The organism is Idiomarina loihiensis L2TR (genome assembly GCF_000008465.1).
GTDB classification, from domain to species: domain Bacteria; phylum Pseudomonadota; class Gammaproteobacteria; order Enterobacterales; family Alteromonadaceae; genus Idiomarina; species Idiomarina loihiensis.
Window position 1 is genome coordinate 2,418,232 of the sequence record NC_006512.1, and the last position, 17,407, is coordinate 2,435,638.

A 17,407-nucleotide genomic window follows, 5' to 3' on the forward strand; every position below is an offset into this window, starting at 1 on the left:
TTATGACTCCTTTCCATAGCCCCAGCGACTGACTAAACGCTGCTCAAGGCCAAGATGATCCAGCATTCTGGCCACCATAAAATCGATTAAATCATCAATACTTTCTGGTTGATGATAGAAGCCCGGCGCTGCCGGCATTATCGTTACGCCCTGCTGACTTAGTTGCAGCATGTTCTGTAAGTGGATTGTCGAAAGCGGAGACTCCCTCGGAACTAAAATTAATTGTCCGCGCTCCTTCAATACGACATCGGCGGCGCGCTCGATCAACGTATTACTACTGCCATGCGCAATTGACGACAAGGTACTGGTTGAACAAGGGCACACCACCATTTTCGCGGGCGCCGCTGAACCCGAAGCCACCGGCGAAAACCATTCTTCTTTGCCGTAAACTTTGAGTTGCTCAGCACCAACCGAAAAGTGTTCACACAGCATTGCCGCTGCTTTGTCAGGAGCTGCCGGAATTTGCATGCCCTGCTCCGTTGCCAATACGACCCGGGCAGCACTGGAAATTAGCAACATCACCTGTTGATCCTGATCAAGCAAACATTGTAACAAACGCAGCGCGTAAGGGGCACCCGAGGCACCGGTTATCGCAACAGTAATTCTATTGTCGGTTTTCATTGAACGGTTCCTGTGTCATCCAGTTATTGCAAGGCTTTAAGAAAGCGCTGGTGCAAACCATCAAAGCTGCCATTACTCATAATAAGTACGGCGTCTCCGGCTCTGACTTCGGCTAGCAACCCTGCCAGCAAGTCGTCGGTCGACTCAAACACATGCGCCTTGGGCATTTTTTCGGCCAATTGCCATTTTAGCCCTTCGGGCTGCAATACGAATACATTGTCTGCGTCTTCCAATGACTGAACCAAGGTGTCGCTGTGGACGCCCATTTTCATGGTATTTGAGCGCGGTTCAAGTACCGCAATAATGCGACTGTCAGGCTGATGCTGCCGCAAACCGGATACGGTTGTCTTAATCGCGCTGGGGTGGTGAGCAAAATCATCAAAGACTTTTACGCCGCGGTGCTCGCCCAGTAACTCCATACGTCGTTTGGGACTTCTAAAACGGTTTAACGCCTGCGCACTCTGCTCAGCTTTTATGCCAACATGGGCGGCGGCGATAATGGCCATCATGGCATTATTAACGTTATGAGTACCCAATACGTTCCAGCTAACCTGCGCAATACACTTGCTCTGATAATGCACTTCGAACTCCGTACCGTCAGTTTTAAGCAATTTTGTCTGCCAGTCGCCCTGCTCACCCATACGTACCACCGGACTCCAGCAGCCTTGCCCCAGAACTTCATCCAGTGCTTTATCGCCCGCGGGTAGAATCACCTGACCGGTGTCGGGAACAACCCGCAGCAAATGCGCAAACTGCCGTTGAATAGCGGCTAAATCAGGGAAGATGTCTGCATGATCAAATTCCAGATTATTCAGAATTAACGTATCTGGTGCATAATGAACAAACTTGGATCGTTTATCAAAAAACGCCGTATCGTACTCATCGGCTTCAATCACAAAAAAGTTGGAGTCGGTTAAACGTGCACTGACCGGAAAGTTCCCCGGTACACCTCCAATCATAAAACCGGGGTCGAATCCGTTGTCTTCTAAGATCCAGGCCAGCATACTCGCGGTGGTGGTTTTGCCGTGAGTTCCGGCAACCGCCAATACCCAGCGCTGGGTTAATACGTTGTCGTGCAGCCATTGCGCGCCGGACACATACGGAATGCGCTCGCGTAAAACCGCTTCAACTTCGTCGTTACCACGGCTTAACGCGTTACCGATAATCACTATGTCGGGGCGTGGCTTTAAATTGTTATGCGAGTAGCCCTGCATCAATTCAATACCGAGATTTTCCAGTTGCGTGCTCATGGGCGGATAGACCTTAGCATCAGACCCGGTTACCCGATGACCAATTTGCTGCGCAATGGCGGCCACGCCTCCCATAAAAGTTCCGCAAATCCCAACAATATGAATGTGCATGTGCTCTCTAAATCCGTTCGCTTTAAAAATACCGAAAGTGTACCACCGTACTCACTGACAAGCAGGATTTTTACCAAAAAATAAGGTATCATTTGCGCTCTCTGAACAAACATTTGTTAGCACCCAATAACCAGAGCTGCAGGAACTTTCATGAAACGTTTATTACCAACACTGAGAGCGGATCAAACCAGTGAATCGCTTATCTCTGTTATTAACACCATTCAAATTGCAGCCAAGGAAATTTCTTTCCGTCTGCATCAGGGCGCATTAGCCGGTGTATTAGGCTCAACTCTGGACGAAAACATTCAGGGCGAAACGCAAAAGAAGCTCGATGTTGTCGCCAATCAGCTGTTAAAAACTCTGTTGCTTGAGTCACCTAACGTCCATGCTGTTGCTTCTGAAGAAGAAGATTCCATTGTTGAGAGCCCAAACTCAGGCCATTACCTGGTGGCATTTGACCCACTGGACGGCAGCTCTAACATCGACATAAACGGTGGTGTGGGTACTATTTTCTCTATTCTGCGTAAGCCTGAAGGCGAAGAAACCAGCGAGAACATGTTCCTACAACCAGGTAAAGCTCAGGTTGCTGCCGGTTATGTCTTGTATGGTCCTGCAACTATGCTGGTTATGACGACCGGTAAAGCGGTGCGAATTTACACTCTGGATCAGACCGTTGGTGAATTCTTATTGACCCACGAGAAAGCGGAAATCCCGAAAGATACCAAAGAGTTTGCCATTAATATGTCGAACCGTCGTCACTGGGCTGACCCAATCCGCGCTTACATTAGCGACTTGCTGGAAGGCGAAGAAGGTCCGCGCGGCAAGAACTTTAATATGCGCTGGAATGCCGCGATGGTCTCTGATGTACACCGGGTTATTTCGCGTGGTGGTTTATTCACTTACCCCTGGGATGCCCGTAAGCCGGAAAAACCCTTTAAGCTGCGCCTTTTATACGAAGCCGCACCTATGGCAATGCTGGTGGAAAAAGCCGGCGGGAAAGCCACCGACGGTTACAGCCGTTTAATGGAAATTGTGCCAGAACATATTCACCAACGCGTCTCGGTGGTTATGGGGTCTGCCAATGAGGTAGATGTGTGCATGGATTACCATAAGCAACATCCAAAACCCTATTAGACTGATGTCGATATTGCGCGGCTATTGCGTGAGTGGCCCGAGCCGCTATAATCGCGCAGTACCTTTTATTATTTTATTACTACAGCAGGAAGTACTATGAGCTTAGGAAACGTAACGGCTGGCGCAAACATGCCAGAAGAAGTTAACGTCATCATCGAGATTCCGGCAAATGCCGATCCGATTAAATACGAAGTTGATAAAGACACCGGTACATTGTGGGTTGACCGTTTTATGGCAACCGCTATGTTTTATCCGGCGAACTACGGTTTTGTTAACCAGACGCTGTCTTTAGATGGTGACCCGGTAGACGTACTTGTCCCGACTCCGTACCCGCTGCAAGCTGGTTCTGTTATTAAATGCCGCCCGGTTGGCGTGTTAAAAATGACTGACGAGTCAGGTGAAGATGCGAAAGTTATCGCGGTTCCGGTCAGTAAGCTGACTAAAGAGTACGATCACATCAATGACGTTGATGACCTGCCTGAGTTGTTAAAAGCACAAATCACTCACTTCTTCGAGCGTTACAAAGAGCTGGAAAAAGGTAAGTGGGTTAAAGTTGACGGTTGGGGTGATGCCGCTGCAGCAAAAGAAGAAATTGTGTCTTCTTTTGAACGTGCGAAAAAGTCTTAATATAAAGTGGTAAGCAGCACCGACGTAATGAATGCCGTCAATCTAGAAAAACTGAGTTTTTCCTGGGCGGGACAAAAACCAACCCTGGATATTCCTGCCTGGCAGGTAAAACAGGGGGAAACGGTGCTGCTGCGCGGCCCCAGCGGTAGTGGTAAATCAACATTACTATCTCTGTTGGCCGGCATTAATACACCGGAACAGGGCCGGTTAGACCTGTTTGATACTGCATTCTCCAGTCTGTCCGGCAGACAACGAGACCGTTATCGTGCCGACAATATTGGCTATATATTTCAACAATTTAATTTACTGCCCTATTTATCCGCCTTAGACAACGCCTTACTCGCCTGTCAGTTCTCGAAAAAACGCCGACAACGTTTGGCAGAGAAGGGAACATCGGCAGAAGCGACTGCGCTGGAAATGCTCAAACGCTTAGGTTTATCCTCAGAACAAATTCAGCAACAGGCTCATACCCTCAGCGTTGGTCAGCAACAACGAGTAGCAGCTGCCAGAGCCTTACTGGGAGCACCTAAACTGCTGATAGCGGATGAACCAACCTCGGCGCTGGATGCTGAGCACCGGGATACCTTTATTCAATTATTACTCGAGCTGAGTAGCCAAAATAACACCACGGTTATTTTTGTGACTCATGACGCCGCTTTGTCTTCTTATTTTGATAAACACGTCGAGCTTAACGAACTTAATCGGGCGGGGGCTAAATCATGATCCGCCTTGCTATAAAAAGCCTATTGAACCGACGCGCGAGTGTGCTTTTAACTGTTATAGCGATTGCTGTCAGCGTCACCTTATTACTGGCAGTGGAGCGTGTACGTGACCAGGTACAAAGTCATTTTGCCAATACAGTTTCTGGTACTGACTTAATTATTGGCGCCAGAACCGGACAGACACAGTTGTTGCTGTCTTCGGTCTTTCATATTGGCAGCATGACCAACAATATGAGCTGGGAAAGCTTTGCCGAAATTAGCAGCCGCCCTGAAATCAGTTGGGCCGTGCCAATTTCGCTGGGTGACAGTGTCCAGGGGTTGCCAGTTGTAGCGACAACCAATGCGTATTTCGAGCATTTTAAATATGCTGATAAGCAACCTTTAGAGTTTTCACAAGGCCAGCCTTTTGCCTCAAATGAAGACGTTGTATTAGGAGCTGATGCGGCAGAGAAGCTGTCAAAAGCCATTGGTGACGATATCATTATTGCCCACGGCAGTGGCGGCATTAGCTTTAGCGAACACGATGAGCATCCATTGACTGTTACTGGTGTCCTGCAACGGACAGGAACGCCGGTTGATCAAGCGGTGCTGGTAACCTTGCACAGCCTCGAGATGATTCACAGCGGTGGGGCCGGGCACGACGAAGAACATAACCACAACCATGAACACGAACATAACGATGCTCATGCCGACGAGCACGAGCATCATGGCGAAGCCCCGGCTGAAAGCATCAGTGCCGCATTACTTGGCTTAAAGGCCAAGCCTCTGGCTTTGCGCCTACAACGTCAAATCAACACCTATGACAAAGAGCCTTTAACCGCTCTGCTACCGGGAATGACGCTGCAGGAGCTATGGAAAACCTTAAGAGTTTTCGAGCAGGCGTTAACCGCCATCTCGGCTATGGTGGTGCTGATTGGTCTGCTGGGTATGCTGACAATTATGCTTGCCAGTTTAAGGGAACGCCGTCGCGAAATGGCGGTCTTAAGAGCCGTGGGCGCAGGTCCGGGAACAATATTCGGCTTATTACTCAGTGAAGCCCTGCTACTTACCGTGGTCGGCGCTTTCTCTGGCTTACTCTTGCTATATGGCCTGCAATGGTCGTTGGCCGGCGTTATCCAGTCGCAGACAGGGTTAATCTTCACCAGCTCATGGCCCAGCATTAGTGAGTGGTGGCGCATAGTACTCGTGATTGGTGCAGGCTTTATGTTAAGTTTAATTCCCGCATGGCGTGCGTATCGCCAATCTCTTGCAGACGGACTTACGGTGAAAATATGAAGAAGTTATTTGCGGTTGCACTCTTAATGCTAACCCTTCCCGCATTCGCGGCTGCTGAAAAAATTGGCTGGAAGGATCTCATCCCTGAAGGATTTACTCCGCCTCCGGTCAAGCCTCAGTCATATTATGATGCCAATCCGGACGAAGACAAGCAGGTTAGCCTGGACGCGCCTGTAGTTGAATCTCTGGACGGCAAAAAAGTGCGGATTCCTGGCTACGTTGTGCAACTGGAAGGGAACGCTGATAACGTCACTGAATTTTTACTGGTTCCTTATTTTGGTGCGTGCATCCACGTTCCGCCACCACCGCCAAACCAAATTATTCACGTTGAATACCCGGAAGGTGTTCCCTACGAAAACACTTATGATGCTGTTTGGATAGAAGGCACCATTAAGGTAGAACGCAAAGAAGGTGACCTTGCGGTTGTAGGCTATCAGATGAAAGCCGATAGCGTAGAAGTCTATAACTAAGAATAACTCATTTGCTTTTGTAACAAGCAAATTAACTGGTCAGCGGGCATTGGTTTAGCAAAGAAAAAACCTTGCCCCTCAGTGCAGTCCAACCCTAAAAAGTAGTCCAGTTGCGACTGCTCCTCGATACCTTCAGCCAGCACTTTTAAACCTAAACGACGAGCCATGTCGACAATAGTCTCTATGATGATCTTGCCGCTCTTCTCATCTGAATTATTCACGAAGGTTTTGTCTATTTTAATTCGATCTAAGGGCAGCTTTTGTAAGTAACTGAGTGATGAAAAGCCGACACCAAAATCATCAATTGCCACCTGAATTCCTTGCTGCTTCAAACGCCTTAAAATGTCAGCAACCAGATCAGGGTCTTCCATCACAATACTTTCTGTAATTTCCAGCTCAATTCGCGTCGGATCGATTCCCCATTGTTCTATTTGCTTTTCTACCAGCTCAGGAAAGTCACGCTTTCGAAATTGTGGTACTGAAACATTTACCGCCACCCGAAGCTGGGGAAGACCAATTTCATCAAAGGCATTAATTTGACGACAGGCTTCTTCAATAACCCAGGAGCCTATTTCTACAATCAGCCCGGAGTATTCAGCCAAAGGAATGAACTCTGCAGGAGAAATAAAAGAACCGTCGCTTTGAGGCCAGCGCAGAAGTGCTTCTACACCTACAACTTTTTTTGTTTTCAGCTCAACTTGCGGCTGATACCAAACCTGCAGTTTTCTATTGGCAAAATCGGCGCGCAACCTACGAACCAAATGAAGCCGTCGTTGAGTGTCTTGTTCCATCGACGGCTCATAATAGTTATAACGGTCAAAGGAGTTATTTTTAGCATTTTTTAGAGCGATATAAACTTGCTTCAGCAACCCTTTGCCATTAACACTCTCAGGGTTTGTGGCTGAGGCAAAGCCACAAGTTACCCGCAATGGTATGTAGTGCTCGCCGGCTCTAAAAGGTAAGGCAAAAAGCTCACTGAAAGCATTAGGCGTGACAATATTCGCAGGACCGTAAACGCCGAATACGTCGGCAGAAATCCGCGAAACAAAGACTTTATCTCCAAGTTGGTCTGTCAGACGAAGCGCCACAGCACGCAACAATAAATTTCCGACATCCTGACCCAATCCATCGTTAACATCAGAGAAGTGGTCTATGTCGATGACAGCGATCATTTTGTCTTTGTCCGGTTTTTCAGACAGAACTTGAAGACACCGTGTAAACTCTGCCCGATTCGGGATGCCAGTTAAAGGATCAAGATACGCTGCAGTCCGCAGTTCTTCGAATAAATTCGCATTCTCGAAGCCGACCGCAATATTGGCTAAAAAGACTTCCAGCAACTCCTGGTCATACTCAGCGACAGCGTTTTTTGTTTCTATGTAGGCCGCCGCCTGATGCGCCTGGCCATCAATAAAGAAGACCGTAGCGGTGTCGGTATGAATATGACGTTGTTCATTCAGGCATTTTCTGACATTTTTCTCTATTTCGTCAGAGTTAAGAGTGGATAGGCTTTTATTAATACTATTCGCGAAATGTCCGGCAGCTCCGAGTACCAGAATATCATTATCTTTATGAGGCGCTCTGGCACCGACAATCCCTTCGGCGTTTAAGCCAAGCAAGGAAGCAATTTGCGTAACCACCCCTTCAGAAAAGTTAACAATGGAGTGTTTTTCCATTAAGTTGGAAGCCGAGTGAATGATTTTACGCAATCCCCGACGATTTTCATTAATGGTGCAAAGTTGCTGATACGAGCGGACAGCAGAAAATACAGTGGTTAAAAGACGGCTTCTTGTGAGTTCTGTTTTTGTTTTGTAGTCGTTAATATCATAGTTTTTTACAACGCTTTCTTCAGGAGCATAACCCGGTTGCCCTGTTCGCAGCACAATCCGGATCTCATCATTGCCTAACTGCTCCCTAATAGCCTGAGCCACTTTTAAACCGGCGTCATCGGTTTCCATCACAACATCAAGCAATACCATGGCGATGTCGTCATGTTCAGTCAGGCGATCAAGCGCTTCACTGCCACTATAAGCATGGAAGAACTCCAACTGGCGACCACTAATAATAACATCAGCAAGTGCCATTTTAGTGACCGCATGAATTTCCTGATCATCATCGACAATCAGAATTTTCCAGAAACCTTTACTGTACTCTGCCGGAGTTACTTCATCGTCGTCGTGAAGAAACAGTGGTTCATCTTGACTACTGACCATGCGTTGAGGCCATCCATTTATAAGAAGTTACAAACATATAACAATTTAGCTTATATGCTGAACGACCTGCAAGCTTTGAATGGTCTAATTAATCGATTAGAAGTGAACTTCGACTCCAACAAACGGGCCTTTAAAGGTCACATCTGAATAAATATCATCGACATCATCAAGCTCTATCACCGAATGGCGATAACCTGCATTAAGGCTTACATCGACAGCTAAGTTATCAACTAAACGATATTCGATGCCAATTTGCGCATCCTGAACTTTACTGTCTTTCGCGCTAAGCGCACTGGCATCAGCAAAGAAGGTCCAGTCGGTAGCTGGTATTCCAACTCGCGCTGCTACATAGGCTGTAGGCACAACAACGGAAAAGTCCTGGCGGCCAATAGTATCGCTGCCTAGCACCCACAAACTGCCGTCGAAATCCATAGCATTGACGCCAACATCAAATGAAACTAAATCATTATCGAAAATTTCGTAGTAAAAAATGTAATCTCTATGACTAAAGTCATTTTTTCCGTAATCGCTGGTAACTTCCAAACTATTTTCCCGTACTTTAATATTTGGAATAAATGGAACCGGGTGCTCTAATGCGATGTAGTAACTGCTTTGACTTTCATTCTCGAAATTAGGTTCTATTACGTTAGAAGCAAAAGCATACTCGCCTTCACTGTCGGCATCCCAGAATTGTCCACCGGCATAAACACCAAAAACTGTATCAGCCAGCGCACTGGCAGGAGCAACCGCTAATACAACGGCTAACGCTAATGTCTTTTTATACATAACTTTTCCTATTAGATGTCGAGTTCTCTATTTTTTAACTAGAAATTGAACGGTTTGTTTGGAGCCTGACTGAAAATGTAAGGTCAGAGAAAAGCTTTCTTTGGCTTCAAGCGGAGATTTCAAGCCAAATAACATAAAGTGATACCCTCCTGGCTGAAACTTAATTGTTTCACCTGGAGCAATAGAGAGTGATTTAACTTCTTCCATTTTCATCACGTCGCCCGACATTGTGTGTCGATGTATTTCAGCTACTTTAGTGACGTCTGAGCTGATACGGGTAATTTCGACAGGGGCATCCTTCAGATTTTTAAGTGTGGCATAAGCGGCGCCATTTTCGGTTCCAGGGATAGTCGCACGAGCCCAGGCATCGTCAATTTTTAATGTCTCGGCGGCGACTATAACCGGTAACAAACTCAATACAGCAATTATTGTTTTAAACATAGCCTAAGCCTTATTGGATTTAACTTAGGCTTTATATTACACGTGATTAACCCGTTCTAGAAACCTTTGGTTTGCGAAATATAAAGTAAAGAACCAGAACACAAAGAATCAGCGGCCAAAAGAAACCTATTCCACTGAGTATTAGCGCAATAAATGCTGCACCAGCGCCTAAGAGCACGCTACCGAATACCGTAACCACCACAAAAAATACCAGACCGACAAAAAATAAGCTGATCAATAAAGTAACCGACAACTCAATCACCGAGCCAAGAGCCATTCCGAAAACTGAAAATATCTCTTCAGCGAAAAAGAACAGGCCAATAACAGATAAAACTAATAACCAACCAAAGCTGCGATTCGACATGACAATAACTCCAATAGTGAGCAATTTAACTATACTTAGTCTTTTGATTACAACTACCATGCCAACTATTTATCTTATATATTTCAGTTAGTTAAAATTTAAAACCTTAACCTGAAATAAAAAAACCGCCAATAAATGGCGGTTTTTACTAATATTAGCTCTCGGAGACAATTAAAATTTATATTCAACTTCCGAGTAGAAATAGCCACCATTGAAGCCGATAGGCGAGTTAGTTAATGGGTACTTAAAAATACCATTAAACTGATTTCCTTCTGAGCGCTCGTCAGGATACTCGTTGAACAGGTTCTGCGCTCCCACTCTCACAGCCAGAGCATCGTTCCACTGATAATTAACGGTGACGTCTGTTATCCAGTTAGGACCGTACGTCTCGGTTCCACTGCTGTAACCAATGGCGTAGTTACCAAAATAACTGAACTGGACATTACTGGTCCATTTGCCCTTAGTATGGGTTAAACCAATTGACCCTGAATGATCAGGTGTGGAGCGCGTCATACGTATTTGCTCATCACTATCAAACAGAACATCGTCCAGCCCATCTAATAATTGCGGCAGGTTAATAGAGTCAATGTCCGTAGTATTATAACCATAAGCTAACTGCGCTTTAAGGTCGCCGTAGCCGCCAATACCGAAGGTTTTACTGGCTACAATATCTAGCCCTTTGGTTGTCGTATCAACAGCATTAAGGAAAAACCGCGCGTTTTCCGCCGCTGTACCGGCAAGTGCTTCTTCAACAGCCGGAGAATCACCAGGGGCAACATCGCCGGATAAAATTATCCGATCCTCAATTTCGATTTGGAATGCGTCAATGGTGATTGCCAGACCATCATAACCATTCCAGACCATACCCAGGCTAACGCTTTCAGATTCTTCCGGTTGAAGAGCACCAATACCCAGAGCCTGAGTTACCGGACTAATATTATTAAAGGTTCCTGACTGTTCAGGTTCCAGTCCGTTGCCACGATCAACAAACAGGGTAGAGATATTGCTAAAGTACAATTGTTGTACGCTAGGTGCTCTGAAACCTGTATTAATGGCACCACGTACCGCAACTCTGTCGGTTAAATCATAACGACCGGAAAGCTTCCAACTGGTGTTATTGCCAAAGTCTGAGTAATCTTCATATCGAACCGCAGCGCCCCACATAAAGTCGGTTGTGAGCTGATTTTCAGCTTCAACATAAACACCCACATTATCGCGCGACTCATCTACTTCGGAATCAGGAGAAAATCCAGTGAAGCCCTGACTGCCACCGGGTCTATCTTCGTAGCCACCATTAATGTAAGAAGCTTCTTCACCGGCAATAACTTCATAAGAGTTTTCGCGGTAACTAATACCCATAGCCAGAGAAATTTCTGAGTTATTCGCAAATGGGATAAAGCGTTGGGCGTCTAAGGTAACGTTGGATTCACTATTTTCCAGCGTACCTGCATCAAATGAAGTTGGTGTAAGTTCCGGACCTAAAGACGCATTTAATGAGTTCTCAACGTTATACTGAAACTTACTGAAGCCATAGCCACCGCTAAAATCTAACGTCCATTCGCCGACTAACCATTCGTAGCCAGCATAAATTGAGTGATCATTAACGTCAGGGGCTAAAATAGGTAAAAAGCCGTCCGGATACAATTCAGTTAATGTATTACTTTGAAGAGCCCGACGATAAAACGCACCTGATTCAGAAGTGCGATCACTGATCCCACCGAACGCATAAAAATTGCCTTCACCTATAGCGATGTCCATGTTCGCAAACAACGAAGCATTTTCGTATTCTGCGTCACCAACATGAAAGCTCTGTCTGTCAAAGGTCTCTTCTCTTGGATCGGGATCGCCATTTGGTAGTTCTGGATACTGTTGGCGCGGATCGGGGCCAGCACGATTGGTTCTGTTTTTATGATGCAACTCGCCAGACAGAGTTAGTGCACCGTCGCTTCCAATAGCAAACCCGGAGCTGGCAGAAAGTTTCCATTGCTCGCCATCACCTTTATAGGTTTGGCCACCTTGTATACTGGCATTGCCGCCACTGGCATTGTCTTTCAAAACGATATTGATAACACCAGCGATAGCATCTGAACCGTATAAAGCCGCGGCGCCGTCCCGCAAGACTTCAATACGTTTTATTGCCGCCATAGGAATAGCATTCAAATCCACGTTTGAACTGCCTCTTCCTGTTGTTCCGCTTAAATGAACTAAGGCTGACTTGTGACGTCTTTTACCGTTAATGAGTACTAATGTGTGATCCGGAGACAGGCCTCTTAAAGAAGCCGGACGAACTGCATCTGTGCCGTCTGTAACCGATGATGATGGAAAATTAAAGCTAGGTACCGCGTACTGAAGAGCTTTAGCGGTTTCAGTAATTCCTGTCGCGGCTAAGTCCTCTCCACTAATGATGTCCACTGGTGCAGCGCCGTCTGTTGCCGTTCTCATCGATAATCGGGAACCTACAACCTGAATCACTTCTTCTACGTCTTGCGCAGAATCTTGTTGCGCTGACGCAACTGGCGTAATGAAAAATGAGCTCGCCAAAGCAAGCGTAATAGCATTGAAACGTTTCATACTGCTCTCCCTATAATTATTACAGTGAATATAGCAGTAAATTGACAGTTTGGTTCAGTCTGGAAAGCAATTAGGTATAAGCAAACGTTATAGTAGCCTGATGCTCTTGCATCAGGTGGGGTGGTAAAGGAGTAAAGCCTCAGGGAGCTCACCTGACGTGAACGTCATATATGGTCCCCTCCCGTTTTGCAACGGCAACTCGTGGTAAATGTCGGGGCGCTCGCATATATACGGCCTGTTTATGGTGCGCGCTTTGCGCACCTGGCCTGGATGAACTCCGCACGACAACTGGCTTATCAGGCTAACGTACTTTATGTACGGACGTTCAACAGTCTCAGTTGTCGTCGGTTTACCCTATTTTACCATCCTGTTGACGTTTGCAACTCCCGGAAGGAATGAACCTTCGCTGTGCTCTTTTACTGAATGCTGTTAAGCAGCAGTCATCCGGTAATCTTCTTTATTCTTTAACATCGCCCAGATTATCCGGGCGTGCTTGTTAGCCAGTGCCACCGCTGCAACGTTGTTGCCTCTGCGTTTAGCGACATCCTGTGCCCAGAGGCTCAGCCTGTCGTGGCGCTGTTGTGCCACCCGCAGTGCCGAGCGGGCGCCATGCACCAGCAGTGTCCTGAGTTTGGTGTTCCCTTTTTTGGTAATACCGCCTAAACGGTCTTTACCGCCACTGCTGTTTTGCCGTGGTACCAGTCCCAGGTATTCCGACAGGTTGCGGCCGCGTTTAAATTCACTCACATCACCTATCAGTGCCAGCAGCGAGGTCGCTGTTATCGGTCCGATACCCGGCAGGGTCATCAGCCGCTGACTGTCTTCATTCCTTTCGGCCTGTGTCGCTAAGTGCTTATCCAGCGCTTTAACTTCTTCATCCACCGCTCGCAGCATCTGATAGAGCCGGTTGATGAGGTCCCGTGACTGAAGCGTCAGCGCATTGCTGTCGTCTTCCAGTACCTCCGGTACTCTCTGTAATATCGTACCGACTCGCTTCGGTAAAAGAATGCCGTATTCGGCCAGTTGCCCCCGCAACCTATTCGAGAACTGCGTTCTCGTCTGCACGAAGCCTTCCCGCTGATTGACCATCAATGCTAAGTCCTGCTGCTCAATGCTTTTCAGCCTGACCGTCTGACGGTTGGGTCGTGATGCCGCCTCGGCTATTGCCCGGGCGTCATTCGCATCGTTCTTCTCACCCTGCAGGTACGCTTTGACGAAACGCGGTGGCAACGCCACCGTTTTATAACCCAGCTTTTCACATTCGCGGCGCCAGTAATGACTCATGCCGCAGGACTCAACCGCTACTTCACAGTCATCCGTACGGCTCAGCGTCGCCAGCTTCGCTAACACTTTATTGCTGCGCAGTTTTTTATTAAAAACTTCCTGCTCATTTTCATCCAGCGCCAAAACCTGAATAAAATCCTTTGCCAAATCCAGGGCAATTCTGTTTACAATAGCCATTGGTCCTCTCCACTCTGTTCTATAGAAGCTTGAACCTCTATATTGGCACATTGCGATGCCGCTTAGGAGGGAGGGGACCATCTCATCAGGCTACCCAGCAGGCATAAAAAAACCCCAGCCGATTGGGCTGGGGTTATTTATTTGTAGTCTGGCGGTGACCTACTCTCGCATGGGGAGACCCCACACTACCATCGGCGCTGGTGTGTTTCACTTCTGAGTTCGGAATGGATTCAGGTGGTGCCACACCGCTATGGCCGCCAGACATAAACTGTCACAACATGTAAAAACTGACTGCTTTTTTAAGTAAAAGCCACTCTGTTGAATTCACTATCTCACCTGATGTGAACATCAGGCTACTTATTCGGTAAAGTCGCTCGCTTGTGCGTAACGTCCCAAACACCTTGGGTGTTGTATGGTTAAGTCTCACGGGCAATTAGTACGGGTTAGCTCAACGCATTACTACGCTTCCACACCCCGCCTATCAACGTTGTAGTCTCCAACAACCCTTCAGAGCACTCTAAGTGCTAGTGACAGCTTATCTTGAGGCTCGCTTCCCGCTTAGATGCTTTCAGCGGTTATCGATTCCGAACGTAGCTACCGGGCAATGCCACTGGCGTGACAACCCGAACACCAGAGGTTCGTCCACTCCGGTCCTCTCGTACTAGGAGCAGCTCCTCTCAACTCTCAAACGCCCACGGCAGATAGGGACCGAACTGTCTCACGACGTTCTAAACCCAGCTCGCGTACCACTTTAAATGGCGAACAGCCATACCCTTGGGACCGACTTCAGCCCCAGGATGTGATGAGCCGACATCGAGGTGCCAAACACCGCCGTCGATATGAACTCTTGGGCGGTATCAGCCTGTTATCCCCGGAGTACCTTTTATCCGTTGAGCGATGGCCCTTCCATTCAGAACCACCGGATCACTATGACCTACTTTCGTATCTGCTCGACGTGTCTGTCTCGCAGTTAAGCTGGCTTCTGCCATTGCACTAACCGTACGATGTCCGACCGTACTTAGCCAACCTTCGTGCTCCTCCGTTACTCTTTGGGAGGAGACCGCCCCAGTCAAACTACCCACCAGGCACTGTCCACAACCCCGATAAGGGGCCTATGTTAGAACATCAAACATACAAGGGTGGTATTTCAAGGATGGCTCCACGTCAACTAGCGCCAACGCTTCAAAGCCTCCCACCTATCCTACACATGTAGGTTCAATGTTCAGTGCCAAGCTGTAGTAAAGGTTCACGGGGTCTTTCCGTCTAGCCGCGGGTACACAGCATCTTCACTGCGATTTCAATTTCACTGAGTCTCGGGTGGAGACAGCGTGGCCATGGTTACACCATTCGTGCAGGTCGGAACTTACCCGACAAGGAATTTCGCTACCTTAGGACCGTTATAGTTACGGCCGCCGTTTACCGGGGCTTCGATCAAGAGCTTCGTCCGAAAACTAACCCCATCAATTAACCTTCCGGCACCGGGCAGGTGTCACACCGTATACGTCCACTTTCGTGTTAGCACAGTGCTGTGTTTTTAATAAACAGTCCCAGCCACCTGGTCACTGCGACCACCAGCAGCTCATGACGCGAAGTCAATCACCACCAGTGGCGTACCTTCTCCCGAAGTTACGGTACTATTTTGCCTAGTTCCTTCACCCGAGTTCTCTCAAGCGCCTTAGTATTCTCTACCTGACCACCTGTGTCGGTTTGGGGTACGGTCAATGTTCATCTGAAGCTTAGAGGCTTTTCCCGGAAGCATGGCATCAATGACTTCGCACCCGTGGGTACTCGTCTCGTGTCTCGGCCTTAAGGACCCGGATTTACCTAAGTCCTCAGCCTACGCACTTTCACCGGGACTACCAACGCCCGGCTCACCTAGCCTTCTCCGTCCCCCCATCGCAATGAACATCGGTACAGGAATATTGACCTGTTTTCCATCGACTACGCGTTTCCGCCTCGCCTTAGGGGCCGACTTACCCTACCCTGATTAGCATGGGATAGGAAACCTTGGTCTTCCGGCGTGGGAGTTTTTCACTCCCATTATCGTTACTCATGTCAGCATTCGCACTTCTGATATGTCCAGCAGTCCTCTCGAACCACCTTCGCCCACTTACAGAACGCTCCCCTACCCCGCATACCTAAGTATGCAGCCGCAGCTTCGGTGTATGGCTTAGCCCCGTTACATCTTCCGCGCAGGCCGACTCGACTAGTGAGCTATTACGCTTTCTTTAAAGGATGGCTGCTTCTAAGCCAACCTCCTAGCTGTCTCTGCCTTCCCACATCGTTTCCCACTGAGCCATAACTTCGGGACCTTAGCTGGCGGTCTGGGTTGTTTCCCTCTTCACGACGGACGTTAGCACCCGCCGTGTGTCTCCCGGATAGTACTCATTGGTATTCGGAGTTTGCATGGGGTTGGTAAGTCGGGATGACCCCCTAGCCCAAACAGTGCTCTACCCCCAATGGTATTCGTCCGAGGCTCTACCTAAATAGATTTCGGGGAGAACCAGCTATCTCCGGGCTTGATTAGCCTTTCACTCCTAGCCACAAGTCATCCCCTCATTTTTCAACATAAGTGGGTTCGGTCCTCCAATTGATGTTACTCAATCTTCAACCTGCTCATGGTTAGATCGCCCGGTTTCGGGTCTATACCCTGCAACTCAACGCCCAGTTAAGACTCGGTTTCCCTACGGCTTCCCTATACGGTTAACCTTGCTACAGAATATAAGTCGCTGACCCATTATACAAAAGGTACGCAGTCACGGGACGAACCCGCTCCTACTGCTTGTACGTACACGGTTTCAGGTTCTGTTTCACTCCCCTCGCCGGGGTTCTTTTCGCCTTTCCCTCACGGTACTGGTTCACTATCGGTCAGTTGGGAGTATTTAGCCTTGGAGGATGGTCCCCCCATATTCAGTCAGGATATCACGTGTCCCGACCTACTCGGATTTCACTTATCATGCACCTTCACATACCGGGCTCTCACCGTCTGTGGCTCCGCTTCCCATCGGATTCTGTTAGCACAAGTTAAGCTTAAGGGCTGCTTCCCGTTCGCTCGCCGCTACTGGGGAAATCTCGGTTGATTTCTTTTCCTCCGGGTACTTAGATGTTTCAGTTCTCCGGGTTCGCTTCCTGGCACCTATTGATTCAGTGCCGGATACTCTGTGAACAGAGTGGGTTTCCCCATTCGGAAATCCATGACTCAAGTGCCTCTTACTGGCTTATCATGGCTTATCGCAAGTTAGTACGTCCTTCATCGCCTCCAACTGCCTAGGCATCCACCGTGTACGCTTAGTCACTTAACCATACAACCCGAAGGTGTCTGGCATACGTGACCAAGATTGTTTGTTCTCGCTGTACACAAGTT

At 47.8% G+C, this 17,407-nt stretch carries 13 protein-coding genes and 2 rRNA genes; 5 read left to right on the forward strand and 10 right to left on the reverse strand.

Features of this window, described 5'->3' with window-relative positions:
* Nucleotides 1-621 carry a flavin prenyltransferase UbiX gene (locus tag IL_RS11590; RefSeq protein WP_011235487.1) on the reverse strand — a complete coding sequence of 207 codons (621 nt, stop codon included), beginning with the start codon at nt 619-621 and terminating at the stop codon, nt 1-3.
* 23 nt (nt 622-644) lie between these two features.
* The gene (gene mpl / locus IL_RS11595; RefSeq protein WP_081423228.1) at nt 645-1,982 is read right to left on the reverse strand and encodes a UDP-N-acetylmuramate:L-alanyl-gamma-D-glutamyl-meso-diaminopimelate ligase; all 1,338 of its coding nucleotides are present in this window, start codon (nt 1,980-1,982) and stop codon (nt 645-647) included.
* Between the two features lie 150 nt (nt 1,983-2,132).
* On the opposite strand from mpl, the gene IL_RS11600 reads away from it, so the two are divergent.
* From IL_RS11600 to IL_RS11620, 5 genes are all read left to right on the forward strand, one after another.
* On the forward strand, nt 2,133-3,116 hold the full coding sequence (locus tag IL_RS11600) for a class 1 fructose-bisphosphatase (RefSeq protein WP_011235489.1): 984 nt from the start codon (nt 2,133-2,135) through the stop codon (nt 3,114-3,116).
* Between the two features lie 96 nt (nt 3,117-3,212).
* The gene (ppa, locus tag IL_RS11605; protein WP_011235490.1) at nt 3,213-3,743 is read left to right on the forward strand and encodes an inorganic diphosphatase; all 531 of its coding nucleotides are present in this window, start codon (nt 3,213-3,215) and stop codon (nt 3,741-3,743) included.
* Between the two features lie 27 nt (nt 3,744-3,770).
* Nucleotides 3,771-4,466 (forward strand): ABC transporter ATP-binding protein, encoded by a 696-nt coding sequence (locus IL_RS11610; protein WP_011235491.1) that lies wholly within the window; start codon nt 3,771-3,773, stop codon nt 4,464-4,466.
* A complete protein-coding gene (locus IL_RS11615) occupies nt 4,463-5,740 on the forward strand; it encodes an ABC transporter permease (RefSeq protein WP_011235492.1) in 1,278 nt (425 codons plus the stop codon). The genes IL_RS11610 and IL_RS11615 overlap by 4 nt, the downstream gene beginning before the upstream one ends.
* The gene (locus tag IL_RS11620) at nt 5,737-6,210 is read left to right on the forward strand and encodes a DUF3299 domain-containing protein (protein ID WP_011235493.1); all 474 of its coding nucleotides are present in this window, start codon (nt 5,737-5,739) and stop codon (nt 6,208-6,210) included. The genes IL_RS11615 and IL_RS11620 overlap by 4 nt, the downstream gene beginning before the upstream one ends.
* On the opposite strand, the gene IL_RS11625 is transcribed toward IL_RS11620, so the two are convergent.
* The 8 genes from IL_RS11625 to IL_RS11660 all read right to left on the reverse strand — a co-directional run bounded on the left by IL_RS11625 (nt 6,207) and on the right by IL_RS11660 (nt 17,345).
* Nucleotides 6,207-8,420, reverse strand: coding sequence for a bifunctional diguanylate cyclase/phosphodiesterase (locus tag IL_RS11625; protein WP_011235494.1), 2,214 nt, complete (start codon nt 8,418-8,420; stop codon nt 6,207-6,209). The two genes, IL_RS11620 and IL_RS11625, sit on opposite strands and share 4 nt — an antisense overlap.
* 96 nt (nt 8,421-8,516) lie before the next feature.
* A complete protein-coding gene (locus IL_RS11630; RefSeq protein ID WP_011235495.1) occupies nt 8,517-9,206 on the reverse strand; it encodes a TIGR04219 family outer membrane beta-barrel protein in 690 nt (229 codons plus the stop codon).
* 27 nt (nt 9,207-9,233) lie between these two features.
* Nucleotides 9,234-9,647: a copper chaperone PCu(A)C gene (locus IL_RS11635; RefSeq protein ID WP_011235496.1), complete on the reverse strand. Its 414-nt coding sequence runs from the start codon at nt 9,645-9,647 to the stop codon at nt 9,234-9,236.
* 46 nt (nt 9,648-9,693) lie between these two features.
* Nucleotides 9,694-10,011 carry a hypothetical protein gene (locus IL_RS11640; protein ID WP_011235497.1) on the reverse strand — a complete coding sequence of 106 codons (318 nt, stop codon included), beginning with the start codon at nt 10,009-10,011 and terminating at the stop codon, nt 9,694-9,696.
* Nucleotides 10,012-10,182: 171 nt separating this feature from the next.
* A complete protein-coding gene (locus IL_RS11645) occupies nt 10,183-12,582 on the reverse strand; it encodes a TonB-dependent receptor plug domain-containing protein (RefSeq protein ID WP_011235498.1) in 2,400 nt (799 codons plus the stop codon).
* A 429-nt stretch (nt 12,583-13,011) separates the two neighbouring features.
* Nucleotides 13,012-14,043 (reverse strand): IS110 family transposase, encoded by a 1,032-nt coding sequence (locus tag IL_RS11650; RefSeq protein WP_011233734.1) that lies wholly within the window; start codon nt 14,041-14,043, stop codon nt 13,012-13,014.
* A gap of 146 nt (nt 14,044-14,189) precedes the next feature.
* Nucleotides 14,190-14,305: ribosomal RNA gene (gene rrf / locus IL_RS11655) — 5S ribosomal RNA — on the reverse strand.
* Between the two features lie 150 nt (nt 14,306-14,455).
* Nucleotides 14,456-17,345 (reverse strand): 23S ribosomal RNA (locus tag IL_RS11660).
* Nucleotides 17,346-17,407 lie beyond the last annotated feature (62 nt).

Bases quoted from the DNA above. Each gene is read 5' to 3' on its own strand.
- ppa (WP_011235490.1), top strand. From the start codon at position 3,213: ATGAGCTTAGGAAACGTAACGGCTGGCGCAAACATGCCAGAAGAAGTT.
- IL_RS11625 (WP_011235494.1), bottom strand. From the start codon at position 8,420: ATGGTCAGTAGTCAAGATGAACCACTGTTTCTTCACGACGACGATGAA.
- IL_RS11615 (WP_011235492.1), top strand. From the start codon at position 4,463: ATGATCCGCCTTGCTATAAAAAGCCTATTGAACCGACGCGCGAGTGTG.
- IL_RS11600 (WP_011235489.1), top strand. From the start codon at position 2,133: ATGAAACGTTTATTACCAACACTGAGAGCGGATCAAACCAGTGAATCG.
- IL_RS11590 (WP_011235487.1), bottom strand. From the start codon at position 621: ATGAAAACCGACAATAGAATTACTGTTGCGATAACCGGTGCCTCGGGT.
- mpl (WP_081423228.1), bottom strand. From the start codon at position 1,982: ATGCACATTCATATTGTTGGGATTTGCGGAACTTTTATGGGAGGCGTG.
- IL_RS11640 (WP_011235497.1), bottom strand. From the start codon at position 10,011: ATGTCGAATCGCAGCTTTGGTTGGTTATTAGTTTTATCTGTTATTGGC.
- IL_RS11610 (WP_011235491.1), top strand. From the start codon at position 3,771: ATGAATGCCGTCAATCTAGAAAAACTGAGTTTTTCCTGGGCGGGACAA.
- IL_RS11635 (WP_011235496.1), bottom strand. From the start codon at position 9,647: ATGTTTAAAACAATAATTGCTGTATTGAGTTTGTTACCGGTTATAGTC.
- IL_RS11650 (WP_011233734.1), bottom strand. From the start codon at position 14,043: ATGGCTATTGTAAACAGAATTGCCCTGGATTTGGCAAAGGATTTTATT.
- IL_RS11645 (WP_011235498.1), bottom strand. From the start codon at position 12,582: ATGAAACGTTTCAATGCTATTACGCTTGCTTTGGCGAGCTCATTTTTC.
- IL_RS11620 (WP_011235493.1), top strand. From the start codon at position 5,737: ATGAAGAAGTTATTTGCGGTTGCACTCTTAATGCTAACCCTTCCCGCA.
- IL_RS11630 (WP_011235495.1), bottom strand. From the start codon at position 9,206: ATGTATAAAAAGACATTAGCGTTAGCCGTTGTATTAGCGGTTGCTCCT.